Consider the following 17,355-nt stretch of genomic DNA (forward strand, 5'->3'; position numbering starts at 1 on the left):
ATGCGTGTGAGCGCGCGGCGTCGAGTGTGAACGCAGGGCTTTCGGTGTGCATGTGTGGCGGCGACACGCCGAGCTGGCCCGCCGTCAGCGCACAGTCAACGCCGCCGGTTCACACTCAACGCGCCCGGCGGGTGTCACCAGGCGCGGGACAGGTCGGCGTGCTGCTCCACCCAGGTGTGCATGGCGATCCCCGCGGCGACGCCGGCGTTGATGCTGCGCGTCGAGCCGAACTGGGCGATCGACACCGTCAGGGTCGCGCCGCCGCGGGTGTCGTCGGTGATGCCGGGCCCCTCCTGACCGAACACCAGCAGGCACTCGCGCGGCAGCGCGGTCTCCTCGAGCCGCGCCGCGCCCGGGACGTTGTCGACGGCGACGACGGTCAGGCCGGCGTCCGCCGCGAAGTCGAGCAGCTCGGCGGTGCTGTCGTGGTGGCACAGCCGCTGATAGCGGTCGGTCACCATGGCGCCACGGCGATTCCACCGCCGCCGCCCTACGATGTGCACGGTGTGCACGGCGAAGGCGTTGGCGGTGCGCACCACCGAACCGATGTTGGCGTCGTGACCGAAGTTCTCGATCGCCACGTGCAGGGGATGCCGTCGCCGGTCGATGTCGGCGACGATGGCTTCCCGGGTCCAGTACCGGTAGGCGTCGACGACGTTGCGAGTGTCGCCCTCGCGCAACAGGATTGGGTCATACCGCGGGTCGTCGGGTGGTTCGCCCGGCCACGGCCCGACGCCGGCGGGCGGGGTCGCGGACCATTCGGTGGGCCCGGGTCCGCTCATCGCTGGGTCCACACCCCGGCGTGCGTGCCGTCGATGGCCAGTGTCGCGTAGAGCAGCGCGTCGTTGATCTCGCCCTGGGTGCACAGCGAGGCGTTGACGTGCACCGCGTCCAGCGACGCGTCGGGCAGGATCAGCACCGACGAGCCGTAGGTCGCGCAGGCGGGGTTGAGTCCCGGGGCGGGCAGCGTCGGCGAGGCCAGCAACATCATCGGGCCGCCGCGCTTGGCGGACTCGTCGCGGTAGCGGGCCGCGATGGCGGTGGCCTCCAACCCGAGCAGCATGTAGCCGTTGCCGGTGAACGCCCCCGGATCACCCAGTTGCGCCTTGGTCACCGGTTTGCCGTCGGCCCGCCATGCCGTCAGGCTGGCGGTCTTGACCGCCAGCCCGCCGCTGTCGTTGGGGTTGGTCGGCAGGAGGCCGACCGGGAAGGCGACCGGATAGGCCGACGAGCTGTTCGGGATGCGGTCGCGCGGCGAGTAGCCGTAGATGCCGCGGACCTGACTCCGATCCTTCAGCGGCCCAAGGCAAACCGTGCCGGTGAGCCGGTCGGGCGGCGCGGACAGCGGCGCGCGAATGTCGTGCACGCCGGTCTTCGCGTTCTCGCAGCTGCCCAGGCCGTCGGCCTCCATGGGGTGGGCCAGCGCGCCGTACAGGCCGAAGCGGATGTCGGTGGGTTTGGCGTGCGGGTCCTTGGTCGAGGCAGGACTCGCGTCGACGTCCACCAGCACATAGTCGCCGTCCCAGCGCAGGTTCGACACGGACATGTTCCAGCCCAGCAGCGCCAGCGATTCGCCGAGCCGCGCGCCCTGGGCCCCGTAGGGCGCGGCGGCGGGGTTGGTCGATGAGCAGCCGGCCAGGCAGAGCGCCAGGCACGCGGCGATCGCAAGGACGGCGCGCATCGAATCAGCGCCTCGGGGACGGACCCGAACGCATGGGCCACGCGAGGCACATGCGGCACAGCAGTCCCCGCCGGAAAGGAGTGGCGAATTGCCCACCTCCGAGCGACAAATCGGGCGCCTGCGCGCCTCGACGCCGTTGTCGCTGCGAGGCGGGCACCACGCACATCGCCCCGGCCAGGGACCGCTGCGGCGGGTGTGGCAATCGGTGCATCGAAAAAGTCGCCGGCACCTAGCCCAGCCCCAGCTCGGCCAGTCCCAGCACGCTGCGGTACGGCAGCCCCTCGGCCTCGATGGCCTCGGCGGCGCCGGTGGCGCGGTCCACCACGGTGGCCACCCCCAGCACCTCGCCGCCCGCGTCCTGCACGGCGCGCACCGCGGTGAGCGCCGAGTTGCCGGTGGTGCTGGTGTCCTCGACCACCAGCACCCGCTGCCCGGAGACCTCGGAGCCTTCGATAAGTCGTTGCAGCCCATGGGCTTTGGCGGACTTGCGCACAACGAAAGCGTCGATGGGCCGGCCCGGCGCGTGCATGATGGCGGTGGCCACCGGGTCGGCGCCCAGGGTCAGCCCGCCCACCACCGCGTAGTCCCAGTCGCTGGTCAGCTCGCGCATCAGCTTGCCGATCAGCGCCGACGCGCGATGGTGCAGGGTCGCCCGGCGCAGGTCGACGTAGTAGTCGGCCTCCTTGCCGGACGACAGCGTGACCCGGCCGTGCACCACCGCCAGGCGGCGCACCAGTTCGGCCAGCTCCTCGCGCTCAGGTTCGGCCACGGCCACCACCGACTCGTTTGGTGACCGCCCGCATCAGGGTCCGCGGGATCATCCGCTCGGCGGCGATGATCGCCTTGTACTGCAGACCGGGAATGCTGATCACCTTGCCGCGGGCGATGTCGGCGAGGCTCTGGCCGACCACGTCGTCGACCTCGAGCCACATGAACGACGGCGACTTGGACATGTCGATCCCGGCGCGGGCGTGAAATTCGGTGCGCACGTAGCCCGGACACACGGCGTGCACCGAAACCCCGGTGCCCTGCAGCCCGACGGACAAGCCCTCGCTGAACGAGATCACCCACGCCTTGGACGCCGAATACGTCGAGCCCCGCCCGGGCACCAGCCCGGCGACGCTGGCGATGTTGATGACCGTGCCGGCGCCCGCGTCGAGCATGCCCGGCAGCGCCGCCCGGGTCAGGTGCATGACCGCGGTGACGTTGACGTCGAGCTGGGATTGCAGCACGGCGGGGTCGGTGGACCAGAAGTCGCCGGACGTCGCGAAGCCGGCGTTGTTCACCAGGACGCGCACTCCGGCGGCGAGGCGACCGCACACCCGTTGCCGGTCGGCCGCATCGCCCAAGTCGGCGGGGAGAACCTCGACGTCGCCTGCGGTGCTCTTCAATTCGTCCGCCAGCCGGTTCAACCGTTCGGCGTCGCGGGCGACCAGCACCAAGTCGTAGCCGTCGCGGGCGAAGCGTCGCGCGTACCCGGCGCCGATCCCGGAGGTGGGCCCGGTGATCAGGGCGACGGGGCGGGGCATGAGCGCCATCCTAGTGACGGCGGCCCCACCGGCCTCCCGGCTACCCGCCGTCAGCGCTGATAGTTGGTGGCCTGGTGGCCGTTGCGCCCGGTCGGGGGCGGGCGGCGCAGCGTATCGGGGCGCGGCTCCGGTCGCGGCTGGTCGCGGCGCACCGGCTCGGCCGCGCGGCGGCCCGCCGCGGCGTCGGGCCCGATCAGGCCGGCCACATCCTGCTGCGCGCGCCGGGGCGGCAGCTCGGCGCGGCCCGCCGGCGCCAACGGGCGGCTCGGCGACGCGTTGCGCGGTCCCGCCGGTGCCCCGGACTCCTGCGGGGTCTCCTCCGGCAGCGGCGGCAGCACGCGCAACAGGTCGTTGAACTGCCGCACGGTGCGCAGACCCTCGTCCCACTGGGTGCGGGTGCTGGTGATCGGCATGGCGACCAGCGTCCAGTTCTGCTCGTTCCACATGATCTCGGCGGAATCCGGCGCGGTGTGGGCGAAGGTGACCATGCGGCGGTCGCAGGCCCGGCGGGCGGCGTCCAGGTTGGTGGAGTACACCATCCGCGGCCCGATCGCGCCCAGCAGCCAAATGTCGCTCTCCCGTGGCTCTTTGAGCCCCTTGAGCCGCAGGTCCACCACGACGTTGGTACCAACCTTGCGGTGCAGCGCGATCACCGTGGCGACCTCTTCGAGGTCGAAGATGTAGACCGCCTCGCCGCGGATCTGGCCCAGCACCACGTTCTGCGCGGTCACGTCACCCACCGTCGACATCACGCCGCGCTTCCAGCGCTTGAGGATGTCGGCCGATTCCCGCTCGTAGTCGAATCCGTGCGACCGCGCCCACGACTTACGGCGCCTGCTGCGTCCGCGCCGACGGTCGACATCGACGTACAGCAGCACCCCCGCGCCGACAAAGCACAGCGCGGAGAGCGTGAACCAGAGGGGGACCATCCAAAACAGCGTATCTGCTATTGGCCCGGAACACAGAAGGCGACCAGGTCACAACCCAATCACAGGATGCATTGCGGCGCGGGCGGGCGTCAGCGCCGACGGGCGAAGTACTTCTTGGAGTCCTCGGCCGCGGCCCGCAGTTCGGGTTCTGCCTGGAACTTCGGCTCGAATTTCGCCCACGCCGCCTCCCGCTTGGCGGGGAAGTACTCCGTCGGCCAGTACGGATGCTGTTGCGGGCTGTAGTCGCGCAGCAGGCGCCGGGCGACGGTGGCCTTGTGGACCTCGTCGGCGCCGTCGGCCAGCCCCATCGTCGGCGCGCTCGCATACATCGCCTGCAGCGGCGTCAGGTCGGTGGTTCCGAGCGACCCGAGGATGTGCAGGGCGTTGTACGACACGTCGCGCAGCACCTTGGCCATCGTGAACTTGACCGTCGCGATGTCGGTGCGGGCCTCCTTGGTGCTGGAATTGTCGATCTTCCACGCCGTTTCGAGCACCAGCAGCCGCAGCATGCGGATCGCGGCGTAGGAGTCGGCGATCTTCTCCTGCACCATCTGATGCTCCGCGATGACCTTGCCGTGCGACTCCCGCGACAGCGCCCGCTCGCACATCATGTCGAACGCGAGCCGGCACTGGGCGATGGTGCGCATCGCGTGGTGGATGCGGCCACCGCCGAGCCGACGCTGGGCCAGCGTCTTGGCGCCGTCCTCGGGGCCGAGCAAATGGTCGAGCGGAACCCGGACGTCGTTGTAGATGATGTGGTTGTGGTTGCGCGGCTCGGGCTGGATCTCGACGCCCGGGGTGCGGCGCGGCACGACGAACATGCCGTTGGTGCACATCACGAAGAGGATGTCGGCCACCCGTCCCGCCGAGGTGAACCACTTCTCGCCGTTGATGACCCACTCGTCGCCGTCGCGCACGGCGTGGGTCTTGAACAGGCTGGGGTCGGATCCGCCCTGTGGCTCGGTCATCGAATACGCCGAGAACATGTCCTGGTTGAGCAGCGGCTCGAGCCACCGCTTCTTCTGCTCCTCGGTGCCGAACGCGGCGAGCATCTCCATGTTGCCGGTGTCGGGTGCCGCGGCGCCGAACATCTGCGGGGCCTGCGGGTAGCGGCCGATGACCTCGTTCAGTAGCGCCAGCTTGAGCTGACCGAAACCGGGGCCGCCCAACTCCTCGTCGAGGAAGATCGCCCACAGCCCCTGGTCCTTGATCTGCTGCTGCAGACCGCGCACGTAGGCCTTCACCCGGGGATCGGGCGAGCGCACCGCGTAGGGGAACACGAAGTCCAGCGGCTCGATCTCCTCGCGGCAAAAATCCTCGACCCAGTCGAGCTTCGCCTGGAAATCCGGCTCGGTGCTGAAGTCCCACGCCATGTTGGCCTCCGATCTGCCGTCGGTGGGACGCTACCAATGCGCGTCCAAACGCCGAACGTCGACTTGTTGGGCGGTTTCCGGGGAAAGAACCACAACAAGTCGACGTTCGAGCGCGGCTCAGCCCAGGATCAGGGAGTCGCCGTCGGGGCTGACGTTCACCGGCACGGTGTCGCCGTCGTGCACGTCGCCGGCCAGCAACAGCTTGGCCAGCTGGTCGCCGATGGCCTGTTGCACCAGCCGGCGCAGCGGCCGCGCGCCGTAGACCGGGTCGAATCCCCGATGCGCCAGCCACTGCTTGGCCGGCAGCGACACCTCGAGGGTGAGGCGGCGCTGCGCCAGCCGCTTCTGCAGCTGCGCCAGCTGGATGTCGACGATGGCCACCAGCTCACCGGGCTCCAGGCCGGCGAAGACGATGACGTCGTCGAGCCGGTTGATGAACTCCGGCTTGAACGCCGAGCGCACCGCGGCCATCACCTGCTCCTCGGTGCCACCCGAGCCCAGGTTGGACGTCAGGATCAGGATGGTGTTGCGGAAGTCGACCGTGCGGCCCTGCCCGTCGGTGAGCCGGCCCTCGTCGAGCACCTGCAACAGCACGTCGAACACGTCCGGGTGCGCCTTCTCGATCTCGTCGAACAGGATCACCGTGTACGGACGCCGCCGCACCGCCTCGGTCAGCTGACCGCCCTGGTCGTAGCCGATGTAGCCGGGAGGGGCGCCGACCAGCCGGGCCACCGAGTGCTTCTCGCCGTACTCGCTCATGTCGATGCGGACCATCGCGCGCTCGTCGTCGAACAGGAATTCCGCCAGCGCCTTGGCCAGCTCGGTCTTACCGACACCGGTCGGGCCCAGGAACATGAACGAACCGGTGGGCCGGTTGGGGTCGGCGACGCCCGCGCGGGCGCGCCGCACGGCGTCGGACACCGCCGTCACCGCCTTGCGCTGCCCGATGACGCGCTTGCCCAGCTCGTCTTCCATGCGCAGCAGTTTGGCGGTCTCGCCCTCGAGCATCCGTCCGGCCGGGATGCCGGTCCACGCCGACACCACGTCGGCGATGTCGTCGGGGCCGACCTCCTCCTTGAGCATCACGTTCTCGCGGGCCTCGGCCTGCGGAAGCGCGGCGTCGAGTTTCTTCTCGACCTCGGGGATGCGGCCGTAGCGCAGCTCGGCGGCCTTGGCCAGGTCGCCGTCGCGCTCGGCGCGCTCGGACTCCCCGCGCAGCGCCTCGAGCTGTTCCTTGAGCTCGCGCACCACGTCGATCGCGTTCTTCTCGTTCTGCCAGCGCGTGGTGAGCTCGGCGAGCTTCTCCTTCTGGTCGGCCAGCTCGGAGCGCAGCTTCTCCAGCCGCTCCTTGGACGCCTCGTCCTCTTCTTTGGCCAGCGCCATCTCCTCGATCTCGAGGCGGCGAACCAGGCGCTCGACCTCGTCGATCTCGACGGGCCGCGAGTCGATCTCCATCTTCAGCCGGCTGGCGGCCTCGTCGACCAGGTCGATGGCCTTGTCCGGCAGGAACCGCGCGGTGATGTAGCGGTCGGACAGCGTCGCCGCGGCCACCAGGGCCGAGTCGGTGATGCGGACACCGTGGTGCACCTCGTAGCGGTCCTTGAGCCCGCGCAGGATGCCGACGGTGTCCTCCACCGACGGCTCGCCGACCAGCACCTGCTGGAAGCGGCGCTCCAGCGCGGCGTCCTTCTCGATGTACTTGCGGTACTCGTCGAGCGTGGTGGCGCCGACCAGGCGCAGCTCGCCGCGGGCCAGCATCGGCTTGATCATGTTGCCGGCGTCCATCGCACCCTCGCCGGTCGCGCCGGCGCCGACGATGGTATGCAGCTCGTCGATGAAGGTGATGATCTGCCCGGCGGAGTTCTTGATGTCGTCCAGGACGGCCTTGAGGCGTTCCTCGAATTCGCCGCGGTACTTGGCGCCGGCGACCATCGAGCCGAGGTCCAGGCTGATGACGGTCTTGTCGCGCAGGCTCTCCGGCACGTCGCCGGCGACGATGCGCTGGGCCAGGCCCTCCACGATCGCGGTCTTGCCGACGCCGGGCTCGCCGATCAGCACCGGGTTGTTCTTGGTGCGCCGGCTCAACACCTGCACGACGCGGCGAATCTCGTTGTCACGCCCGATAACCGGGTCGAGCTTGCCCTCGCGGGCGCGCGCGGTCAGGTCGGTCGAGTACTTCTCCAGCGCCTGATAGGTGGCCTCGGGGTCGGCGCTGGTGACCCGGGCGCTGCCGCGGACCTTGACGAACGCCTCCCGCAACGCCTGCGGCGACGCGCCGTGCCCGGTGAGCAGCTTGGCGACGTCGGAGTCGCCGGTGGCAAGGCCGACCATCAGGTGTTCGGTGGAGACGTATTCGTCGTCCATCTCGGTGGCCAGTTGCTGGGCGGTGGTGATGGCGGCCAGCGACTCGCGCGAGAGCTGCGGCTGCGAGCTGGCGCCGCTGGCCTGCGGCAGCCGCTCGAGCAGGCGCTCGGCTTCGGCGCGGATGGTGGCGGGCGCGACCCCCACGGCCTCCAGCAGCGGCGCGGCGATGCCGTCCGCCTGGGTCAGCAACGCCATCAGCAGGTGGGCGGGCCGGATCTCCGGGTTACCGGCGGCCGAGGCCGCCTGCAGCGCCGAGGTCAGCGCCGCCTGGGTCTTGGTGGTCGGGTTGAAAGAGTCCACGACGCCTCCATTCGGGTCGAAAGGGAGCTGGCAAAAATGCTTGTCTGCTTGTTCAACGTCGTCAATGTTGAGTCTGTTCCGCTCAACTCTACCGAGTTTTGGGCACTACGCCGTACGGGGTACCCCCGTAGCGATGACGCAGACGATGCAACACCCCGACCAGGCCGCCGACCCCACCCGAACCCCGCGCCGGGGCAGGAGCTTATGGCTGGCCGCCCTCGCCGGAGTGGCGGTCGCGGGCCTTGTCTCGGTCGGCCTGCATACCGACCTCGCCCACGGCAGCCAGTCCAGTGAGGTGCCCGACGCCGGGACGCTGCAGGTGAGCGGCGCCGGTACGACGAAGACGCTGCCCTGCCACGCCGGCTACCTGTCGGTGAGCGGAAAGAACAACACGATTACCCTCACGGGCCACTGCACCAGCGTCACCGTCTCCGGCAACGACAATCGCGTCGCGGTCGACAGCACGGACGCGCTGAGCGCATCCGGAGCCGGCAACGTCGTTGTCTACCACTGGGGTTCACCCAAGATCGTCAGCGCCGGGACAGCCAACGTCGTCCGGCAGGGCTGAATCCACGGAATCCGAGCCTAGAATCGGGGCCCGTGAGCCTCGAGGACGTCCAAGCGCTGGCCGTGCTGCGCGACGCCTTCGAACCGGACGGCGCGGGCCGCTCGGGCTCCCAGGGTGATTCCGGCGAGCTGGTGCACCGCTTCTACACCCATTGGTTCGCCCTCGACGCCTCGGTGCGCGATCTCTTCCCACCCGAAATGAGCGCCCAGCGCGCCGCTTTCGGCCACGCGATGCACTGGGTGTACGGCGAACTGGTCGCGCGGCGCGCGCGGGAGCCGGTGGCGTTTTTGGCCCAGCTCGGGCGGGACCATCGCAAATACGGTGTGCTGCCGCACCATTACGACACCCTGGGCCGCGCATTGCTGGCGACGCTGCGCTCGCATCTGGGTGCGGCCTGGACCGGCGCGGTCGACGACGCGGCCAGGCAGTCGCTGAACCTGATCACCGGGGTGATGAGCGGCGCCGCGGATGCCGAGGAGGGACCCGCCTGGTGGGACGGCACCGTCATCGAACACCTGCGGGTGTCGCGGGATCTGGCGGTCGTGCGGCTGCAGCTCGACCAGCCGATGCACTACCACCCCGGGCAATACGTCAACGCCCATGTGCCGCAATGCCCGCGCCGCTGGCGGTATCTGAGCCCCGCCATTCCTGCCGATCCCGGCGGCGGGATCGAGTTCCACGTGCGCCTGGTGCCGGGCGGCCTGGTCAGCACCGCGATCGTCAACGAAACCCGCATCGGCGACCGGTGGCGGCTGTCCAGCCCACACGGCGGCCTGGGTGTCGACCGAGACGGCGGCGACGTGCTGATGGTCGCCGGCAGCACGGGCCTGGCGCCGCTGCGGGCGCTCATCATGGACCTGTCCCGCTACGCCGTCAACCCGCGGATACATCTGTTCTTCGGCGCGCGCTACCGCTGCGAACTCTACGACCTGCCCACCCTGTGGCAGGTCGCGTCGCACAACCCGTGGCTGTCGGTGTCGCCGGTCTCGGAGTACAGCGCCGACCCGGCGTGGGCCGCCGACTATCCCGACGTCACGCCGCCGCGGGGCCTGCACGTGCACCAGATCGGCCGGCTGCCCGACGTGGTGACCAAGTACGGCGGCTGGGGCGACCGTCAGATCCTGATCTGCGGCGGGCCAGCGATGGTCAGCGCCACCAAGTCCGCGCTGCTCGCCAAAGGCGCTCCGCCCGAACGCATTCAGCACGATCCGCTCTGGAGGTAGCCATGCACGTCGTCACCCTGCGCGATCCTTCATCGCCACTGGTTGCCCAGTTCGTTCCGGACGCGGGGATGATCGGCACGTCGCTGCGCGACGCCGACGCGGAGTTGCTCGGCCAACGTCGCGGTCTGGACGCCTATGTCAGCGACGGCAAGACGATGGGCATCCCGATCCTGTATCCGTGGGCAAACCGGTTGGGCGGGAACACCTATACCGCGCGGGGCGCGACGGTGGACCTAATGCCGGGTGAGAACGGGGTGCGCGCCGACCCCAACGGGTTGCCGATCCACGGCGTCCTGGCCGCCTATCCCGGCTGGCGGGTGACGGACGAGTCCCCGAACGAGCTGACCGCTCTGGTGGATTTCGGTGCCGATCCACGACTGCTGGCCAGCTTTCCGTACCCGCATGTGCTGACGGTGACCGCGCGACTGGCCGATCGCACCCTGACGGTGCGGACCACCGTCGCCGCCACCGGCGACTCGGCGGTGCCGCTGTGCTTCGGGTTTCATCCCTACCTGCAGCTGCCGGACGTGCCCCGCGGTGACTGGGTCGTCGAGACGCCGGCGCTGCGGCACCTGAATCTTGACGACAGGGGGCTGCCCACCGGAGAGACCGAGCCGCAGCCGGCGCGCGAAGAGGCGTTGCGCGACAAGGCCTTTGACGATGCCTACGACGACGTCACCGAGGGCGCGGTGTTCGCGGTCTCCGGGGGCAGACGCCGCATCGAGGTTCATTTCGAGCGGGGCTATCCGGCGGCACAGATCTTCGCGCCGCCGGTCGACGATCCGTCCAAGGCCATCATCTGTTTCGAGCCGATGGCCGCACCGACCGACGCGCTGCGCCGCGGCGGCTATCGCTGCGCTGCGCCGGATGAGCCGGTGGTGACGCAGTTTTCGATCCGGGTGCGATCACAGTGACCACCTGGGTCACCGCAATCGCTGTCTGCTGATCACCAGGAGCATGCGAAAAGCGCTAGCACATGCGCTAGCGCTTTTGCGAATGTTGTGTGCCCCGGAGACAGGAACCCTTGGGGCGCAAGCGAAACTTCCCGAGGATTAACGCCCCCGGCGCGGCTGCCACACCACCAGCGCGGTGCTCTTGGGCACCACCGCCACGTCGCGGCGCTGGCTGGCGCGCAGCTGCGCCAATTCCTCGTTCAACTCTTTGATCCGCGCCTGCAGCGCCTCGACCTGGTTGGTCAGCTCGATGATCCGCTTGATGCCGGCGAGGTTGACCCCCTCGTCCTGCGAGAGCCGCTGCACCTCACGCAGCAGGTCGACGTCGTGCTCCGAATAGCGGCGTCCCCCACCGGAAGTGCGGCGTGGGCTGACCAGGCCGAGGCGGTCGTAGGTGCGCAGGGTTTGGGCGTGCATGCCGGCCAGCTCGGCGGCGACCGAGATCAGGAACGTTCGGGCATCCTCATTTCTTGAATTACTCGAGCCCTTGGCCATCAGCGATTACCCGCCCATCCTGCCCGGGGGTCAAACCCGCTGGAGCGCTCGGCGGCGGCGTACGCCTCCAGCGCCTCCTGGGCCGCGCCCTCCAGATTCGGTGGCACGGCGACCTTTACGGTGACCAGCAGGTCGCCGTTGCCGCCGCTGCGCTTGGGCACACCGCGTCCGCGCACTCGCAGGATCCGGCCGTCGGAAGTTCCCTTGGGCACCCGGACACCGACTTTGCCGTCCAGCGTGGGCACCGAAATGGTTGAACCCAAAGCCAATTCGGTGAAGCTGACGGGAACGGTGACGGTCAGGTCGTCGCCGTCGCGGCCGAACACCTTGTCCGGGCGCACGTGCACCGTCACGTACAGGTCGCCCGACGGCGCGCCGCGCAGACCGGCCTCACCCTGGCCGGGCAGCCGGATGCGCTGTCCGTCCTCGACGCCGGGCGGGATGCGCACGTTGATGGTGCGGGTCCGGGTGGTGACCCCGGTGCCCTTGCACTCCTCGCAGGGGTGCTCGATGATCGAGCCGCTGCCCCGGCAATCGGTGCAGGGCTCGGAGAAACCGAACGCGCCCTGGTTGCGGTTGATCACGCCGGAGCCGTTGCAGGTGGGACACACCTTCGGGCTGGTGCCCGGCCGCGCCCCGCTGCCATGGCAGTTGGTGCACGGCGCGGGGCTGGTCAGCCGCAGCGGCATCGCCACACCCTTGGCGGCCTCGACGAATTCCAGCTGGGTTTCGGTCTCGAGGTCGTTGCCGCGGCGCGGCCGGCTGGGCCGGCCGCCGGCGCCGCGCCCGAACAATCCGCCGAACAGGTCGCCGATGTTGGTGCCACCGCTGCGGCCGGCGGCATCGAACAGATCGTTGAGGTTGAACTCCGCCCCATCGCCGCCGACGTTGAAGCCACCGAAGCCGCCGGTATCGAACCGGCGCCCGCCAAAACCGCCGCCGGCGAACAGCCTTCGGGTTTCGTCGTATTCCTTGCGCTTGGCCGGATCGGACAACACGTTGTGCGCCTCCGACACGGCTTTGAATCGTTCACCGGCGGCGGGATTGTCCGGGTTGGCGTCCGGGTGCAGATCGCGCGCCAGTTTGCGGTAGGCGCGTTTGATCTCTTCGGGACTGGCGTCAGAGGAGACGCCCAGCTCCTTGTAGAAGTCTTTTTCGACCCATTCACGCTGGGCCATGTCGCGTCACCCCCTCACCTGTGGCGTTGCGTTGTGCTGATTGTGTGGTCTAGTCACCGGACGTGCCGGCGTTATCGTCCGATTCGACCGGCGCGGTTTCCTCAGCCTCACCGGCCGAGGCCGATTCGTCGCCGTCGTCGTCGACCGTGTCGACGACGCCGACCATGGCGTGGCGCAGGATTTGATCGCCGAGCTTGTAGCCCTGCCGCATGACGGTGCCGATCACCGGGCGAGATCCGTCGCCCTCGTGCTGGACGGCTTCGTGCAGCACCGGGTCGAAGTCCTCGCCCTCCTCGCCGAACGCCGTCAGGCCGAGCCCGGTCAGCGCGCCCTCCAGCTTGTCGGCCACCGCCTTCAGCGGGCCCGACTCGAGGTCGCCGTGCTTGCGCGCCCGGTCGAGATCGTCGAGCACGCCCAGCAATTGGTTGACGACGGCGGCCTTGGCCCGGTCCGCCGCGGCCTGCTGGTCACGCAGCGCCCGCTTGCGGTAGTTCGCGAAGTCGGCCTGCACGCGTTGCAGATCGGCGGTCAGCTCGGCGAGCTTGCCCTCGCCCTGAACCGCCGGCTCATCGGCCGGGGCCGGCCCTCCCGGCGTATCGCCGGGAGGGACCTGCCGTACTTCACCGGTCTCAGGATCGATTCGCCGCTTGTCGGTGACGGTCACCTGTTCCTGTGGGTTTCCTTCTGTCACTTGGACTCCCGGTCATCGTCGACCACCTCCGCGTCCACGACGTCGTCAGCGGAGCCAGCCTGCCCACCACCACCGGTCGCGTCGGTCTGCTCGCCCGCGGCCTGGGTGGCCTCGTAGATGGCCTGCCCGAGCGCCTGCGACTCCTGGCCCAGCTTCTCCATCGCCGACTTGATCGCGGTGATGTCGGTGCCGCCCAGGGCCGTCTTGGCCTCGGCGATCGCGGCGTCGACCTTGGACAGCGTGTCCTCGGGAACCTTCGACCCGCCCTCGGCTTCGCGCTGGTCCTTGACGAACTTCTCCGTCTGGTAGACCAGCGATTCGGCCTGGTTGCGGACGTCGGCCTCCTCGCGGCGCTGGCGGTCCTCCTCGGCGTGCGCCTCGGCATCCTTGATCATCCGGTCGATCTCCTCCTTGGACAGGCCGGAGCCCTCCTGGATTTTGATCGTGTTCTCCTTGCCGGTGCCCTTGTCCTTGGCCGTGACGTGCACGATGCCGTTGGCGTCGATGTCGAAGGTGACCTCGATCTGCGGGACGCCGCGGGGCGCCGGCGGGATGCCGGTCAGCTCGAATGAGCCGAGCAGCTTGTTGTGCGAAGCGATTTCGCGCTCACCCTGGTACACCTGGATCTGCACGGACGGCTGGTTGTCATCGGCCGTGGTGAAGGTCTCCGACCGCTTGGTCGGGATCGTGGTGTTGCGCTCGATGAGCTTGGTCATCACGCCACCCTTGGTCTCGATACCCAAGCTCAGCGGCGTAACGTCAAGCAGCAGAACGTCTTTCACCTCGCCCTTCAACACGCCAGCCTGAAGAGCGGCACCCACGGCCACCACCTCGTCGGGGTTGACGCCCTTGTTGGGCTCCTTGCCGCCGGTGAGCTCCTTGACCAGTTCGGTCACCGCGGGCATCCGGGTGGAACCACCCACCAGGACCACGTGGTCGATCTCGGAGACCGAGATGCCGGCGTCCTTGATCACGGACTGGAAGGGCTGACGGGTGCGGTCCAGCAGATCCTGTGTGATGCGCTGGAATTCGGCGCGCGTGAGCTGCTCGTCGAGGAACAACGGGTTCTTGTCCGCGTCGACGGTGATGTAAGGCAGGTTGATCGAGGTGCTCTGCGAACTCGAGAGTTCGATCTTGGCCTTCTCCGCGGCCTCACGCAGCCGCTGCATCGCCATCTTGTCCTTGGTCAGGTCAATTCCGCTGGTGCCCTTGAACTTGTCGACGAGCCAGTCGACGACGCGGTCGTCCCAGTCGTCCCCACCGAGGTGGTTGTCACCGCTGGTGGCGCGGACCTCGACCACGCCCTCGCCGATCTCGAGCAACGACACGTCGAACGTGCCACCACCGAGGTCGAAGACCAGGATGGTCTGCTCCTTCTCGCCCTTGTCCAGCCCGTAGGCCAGTGCGGCGGCGGTCGGCTCGTTGACGATGCGCAGGACGTTCAGGCCGGCGATCTGGCCGGCTTCCTTGGTCGCCTGACGCTGGGCGTCGTTGAAGTACGCCGGCACGGTGACCACCGCGTCGGTGACGTCCTCACCCAGGTATGCCTCGGCGTCGCGCTTCAGCTTCATCAGCACGCGGGCGCTGATCTCCTGGGCGGTGTATTTCTTGTCATCGATCTCGATGGACCAGTCGGTGCCCATGTGCCGCTTGACCGAACGGATGGTCCGGTCGACGTTGGTGACCGCCTGGTTCTTGGCGGGCTGGCCGACGAGCACCTCGCCGTTGCGCGCGAACGCGACGATGGACGGGGTGGTCCGCGAGCCCTCGGAGTTGGCGACGACGACGGGGTCACCGCCCTCGAGGACTGCGACGACGGAGTTGGTGGTCCCGAGGTCGATACCGACCGCACGAGCCATAGTGATTCCTCCTGATTGTGTAGAGCTTGTCTGGTGCCACTATGCTGAGTGAACCCCGCTCAAGCCTGCCCCTGAGGGCGATAGGCTGTCAACCTAGTCTTGAGCCTGGTTCACTCAACTTGTCGATCATGTTAACGGCCCGCGGTCCCGTGTTGTTCCCGGGGCCAGCGGTGGCGGCGCACAGTCGCCCCGCGAGTCGGTCACGCGACGGTAAAGCTTCACCATCGGCGCCGCATCGATAGGCACTCGAGTGCAGCGACTGTCGTCGGAGGGTGGGTAACCTGAGTGCCGCCATTCGAATCGTCTGGGGAGCGGCGGGTGCGGTTTTCGGATAATGCGCGGCGGAGCCTGGCCGGTGGTTCGCTGCTGCTCGTAGCCCTGTTCGCCGGCTCCGGGCTGGTGTCCGGCTGCAGCTCCGTCATCGGCGGCCGGCCGGTGGCTTCGCCCGGGGCGGGCGCGAGCGAACCGTCCTTCCCCACGCCGCGATCCACGCCGTCGCCGCCGTCGGCCACCGCCGCTCCGGTCCCGACGGCTCCGGCCGCGCCGACGGGCCCCACGAATCCGGCCGGCGCCATCCCCCTGCCGCCCGACCAGAACGGCTACGTCTTCATCGAGACCAAATCCGGCGTGACGCGCTGCCAGATCAACAAGGACACCGTCGGCTGCGAGGCGCCCTTCACCAACTCCCCGCTGCAGGACGGCGAGCACGCCAACGGCGTCAGCGTCACCACCGGCGGCAAGGTGCAGTGGGTGCTGGGCAACCTCGGAGCCATCCCGACCGTCAAGATCGATTACCAGACCTACGCCGCCCAGGGGTGGACGATCATCGCCAACGTCGACGGCACCCGCTTTACCAACGACCAGACCAAGCACGGCATGTTCGTCAGCATCGACAAGGTCAACACGTTCTAGGGCGGTAACCTTGTCGACGGCGTGGCGGGGGGATCGGTCTGCCGCGTGATGTCGCCGACCAGCTACCGGTGCTCGCTCAGTCCCGGCCTAACCAAGAAGACCTCACGACTCCATGCAACTGCGCTACATCAGCGTCGCGGCGCTGATCGCTGAAGCCGGTGGTGATCCGTGGGCGATCAATCAGAGCCTGCAGGCCGGTAGCCCGTTTCAGATATCCCAGCTCGCGGAGGCCTTCCTCAAAGCGGGCCGATGCACCGCCGAGGCCACCAATGCGTTCGACCAAGCCCGTAGTCGCTTCGACGCTGCCTGGAACCACCAAAACGGGGACCATCCGATCACTGGGTCCGACGAAGTGCAGCGAGTCACGAAAGCCCTTGGGGCGCAGTCCTTGCAGCTGCCCAAGATCGCTGCAGACCTGGAAAACATCGCCGCCAACCTGGCCGAGGCGCAAAAGGCCGCGGCCGGACAGATCGCGGCGCTGGAAGGTCAGTTGCAGCAGCTGGACGGCTTCATCGGCCAAGCGGTGGAGTTGGAGAAGGACCCCACCCTTACCGCGGAAGATCGACACGCGCTGGATGCGTTTATCAGCGGCCGCGAAGACGACGCCATCCGCGACACCAAAGCGGCGCTGGGCCAGCTGCAATCGACCCGCGACGGTTACGCCAACTCGTTTCAGAACGCAATGGGGACCCTGCACGCGGACGGATACGACCTCACACCTGCCCCTGCAGGACCCGGCCCGGCACCGGCCGACCAACCCGGCGGGGGACCCGCCCTGGCCCCGACGAAGGGCGAGGTGCTGACCGGGACTGCGGGCGCGATCGCCGGCGGCACGGCCGACGGTGTGCGCGGGGCGACGACCAAGTTGATCGCCGAGTCCCCCGGTACCGGCCCCGGCGAGGCTGATCCGGGATTGTTGCGGTGGTTCGAGGATCCGAAGATCGGCGGCTTCGAGCTGAAAGGATTCTCCCGCGTCGGCGGGGTGGTTGCTGCCGCCAGCGCGGTACCCGCTGTCATGTCCGATATCCACGACGGGAACTCGGTTGCGGAGGCCGTCACCCGGGAGGGTGCGGGCGTCGCCGCCGGTCTGTGGGCGGGCGCGCAGGCTGGTGCGCTGGTCGGTTCGATTGTTCCGGGCGCAGGGACTGCGGTTGGTCTGGTGGTGGGTGCCGGTGCCGGAGCAATCGCCGCCTTCGCGGCGTCCAAAGCGGTCGAAGTGAGCTGGGAGCCAGTTTCGGATGCGGTCGGGAGCGTGGTGCACGGCGTCGAATCCGTCTTCGGCTTCGGATAGGACGACCGC

At 68.9% G+C, this 17,355-nt stretch carries 16 protein-coding genes; 5 read left to right on the plus strand and 11 right to left on the minus strand.

What is annotated here, in order from left to right; genetic code table 11:
- Nucleotides 1–134: 134 nt before the first annotated feature.
- The 7 genes from W7S_RS23480 to clpB form a co-directional block, all read right to left on the minus strand.
- Complete coding sequence (locus W7S_RS23480) at nt 135–782, minus strand: RNA methyltransferase (protein WP_008261501.1); 648 nt, start codon at nt 780–782, stop codon at nt 135–137.
- The gene (locus W7S_RS23485) at nt 779–1,681 is read right to left on the minus strand and encodes a hypothetical protein (RefSeq protein ID WP_008261503.1); all 903 of its coding nucleotides are present in this window, start codon (nt 1,679–1,681) and stop codon (nt 779–781) included. Before W7S_RS23485 ends, W7S_RS23480 begins: the two co-directional genes overlap by 4 nt.
- Before the next feature lie 229 nt (nt 1,682–1,910).
- Entirely contained in the window at nt 1,911–2,450 is a 540-nt protein-coding gene (gene pyrE / locus W7S_RS23490) for an orotate phosphoribosyltransferase (protein ID WP_008261506.1), read from the minus strand.
- Complete coding sequence (locus W7S_RS23495) at nt 2,437–3,210, minus strand: SDR family oxidoreductase (RefSeq protein ID WP_008261508.1); 774 nt, start codon at nt 3,208–3,210, stop codon at nt 2,437–2,439. The genes pyrE and W7S_RS23495 overlap by 14 nt, the downstream gene beginning before the upstream one ends.
- Nucleotides 3,211–3,260: 50 nt before the next feature.
- Nucleotides 3,261–4,139, minus strand: coding sequence for a trehalose monomycolate transport factor TtfA (ttfA, locus tag W7S_RS23500; RefSeq protein WP_014712483.1), 879 nt, complete (start codon nt 4,137–4,139; stop codon nt 3,261–3,263).
- 89 nt (nt 4,140–4,228) lie between these two features.
- Nucleotides 4,229–5,512, minus strand: a complete 1,284-nt coding sequence (locus W7S_RS23505) for an acyl-CoA dehydrogenase family protein (protein ID WP_008261510.1) — start codon at nt 5,510–5,512, stop codon at nt 4,229–4,231.
- Between the two features lie 117 nt (nt 5,513–5,629).
- Nucleotides 5,630–8,176, minus strand: coding sequence for an ATP-dependent chaperone ClpB (gene clpB / locus W7S_RS23510; RefSeq protein ID WP_008261516.1), 2,547 nt, complete (start codon nt 8,174–8,176; stop codon nt 5,630–5,632).
- A gap of 133 nt (nt 8,177–8,309) precedes the next feature.
- Here clpB and W7S_RS23515 point away from each other — a divergent pair, with 133 nt between their 5' ends.
- From W7S_RS23515 to W7S_RS23525, 3 genes are read left to right on the plus strand one after another with little or no spacing between them, the layout of a single operon-like run.
- A complete protein-coding gene (locus W7S_RS23515) occupies nt 8,310–8,744 on the plus strand; it encodes a DUF3060 domain-containing protein (protein WP_008261517.1) in 435 nt (144 codons plus the stop codon).
- A gap of 32 nt (nt 8,745–8,776) precedes the next feature.
- Nucleotides 8,777–9,967 carry an FAD-binding oxidoreductase gene (locus W7S_RS23520; RefSeq protein ID WP_008261520.1) on the plus strand — a complete coding sequence of 397 codons (1,191 nt, stop codon included), beginning with the start codon at nt 8,777–8,779 and terminating at the stop codon, nt 9,965–9,967.
- A gap of 2 nt (nt 9,968–9,969) precedes the next feature.
- Nucleotides 9,970–10,881 carry an aldose 1-epimerase gene (locus tag W7S_RS23525; RefSeq protein WP_014712485.1) on the plus strand — a complete coding sequence of 304 codons (912 nt, stop codon included), beginning with the start codon at nt 9,970–9,972 and terminating at the stop codon, nt 10,879–10,881.
- Nucleotides 10,882–11,019: 138 nt separating this feature from the next.
- Here the strand turns inward: W7S_RS23525 and W7S_RS23530 are convergent, their stop codons facing one another.
- The 4 genes from W7S_RS23530 to dnaK are packed head-to-tail and all read right to left on the minus strand — an operon-like array spanning nt 11,020 to nt 15,143.
- Nucleotides 11,020–11,415, minus strand: a complete 396-nt coding sequence (locus tag W7S_RS23530; RefSeq protein ID WP_008261523.1) for a heat shock protein transcriptional repressor HspR — start codon at nt 11,413–11,415, stop codon at nt 11,020–11,022.
- Nucleotides 11,415–12,593, minus strand: coding sequence for a molecular chaperone DnaJ (gene dnaJ / locus W7S_RS23535; protein WP_008261532.1), 1,179 nt, complete (start codon nt 12,591–12,593; stop codon nt 11,415–11,417). The genes W7S_RS23530 and dnaJ overlap by 1 nt, the downstream gene beginning before the upstream one ends.
- A 49-nt stretch (nt 12,594–12,642) precedes the next feature.
- Entirely contained in the window at nt 12,643–13,284 is a 642-nt protein-coding gene (gene grpE / locus W7S_RS23540) for a nucleotide exchange factor GrpE (protein WP_036429540.1), read from the minus strand.
- Nucleotides 13,281–15,143 carry a molecular chaperone DnaK gene (gene dnaK / locus W7S_RS23545; protein ID WP_008261534.1) on the minus strand — a complete coding sequence of 621 codons (1,863 nt, stop codon included), beginning with the start codon at nt 15,141–15,143 and terminating at the stop codon, nt 13,281–13,283. The genes grpE and dnaK overlap by 4 nt, the downstream gene beginning before the upstream one ends.
- A 318-nt stretch (nt 15,144–15,461) precedes the next feature.
- Between dnaK and W7S_RS23550 the strand changes: the two genes are divergently transcribed.
- A complete protein-coding gene (locus W7S_RS23550; protein ID WP_014712486.1) occupies nt 15,462–16,055 on the plus strand; it encodes a hypothetical protein in 594 nt (197 codons plus the stop codon).
- 112 nt (nt 16,056–16,167) lie between these two features.
- Nucleotides 16,168–17,346: a hypothetical protein gene (locus W7S_RS23555; RefSeq protein ID WP_014712487.1), complete on the plus strand. Its 1,179-nt coding sequence runs from the start codon at nt 16,168–16,170 to the stop codon at nt 17,344–17,346.
- Nucleotides 17,347–17,355: the final 9 nt, after the last annotated feature.

The sequence above is a fragment of the Mycobacterium sp. MOTT36Y genome, assembly GCF_000262165.1.
Classification (GTDB): Bacteria; Actinomycetota; Actinomycetes; order Mycobacteriales; family Mycobacteriaceae; genus Mycobacterium; species Mycobacterium intracellulare.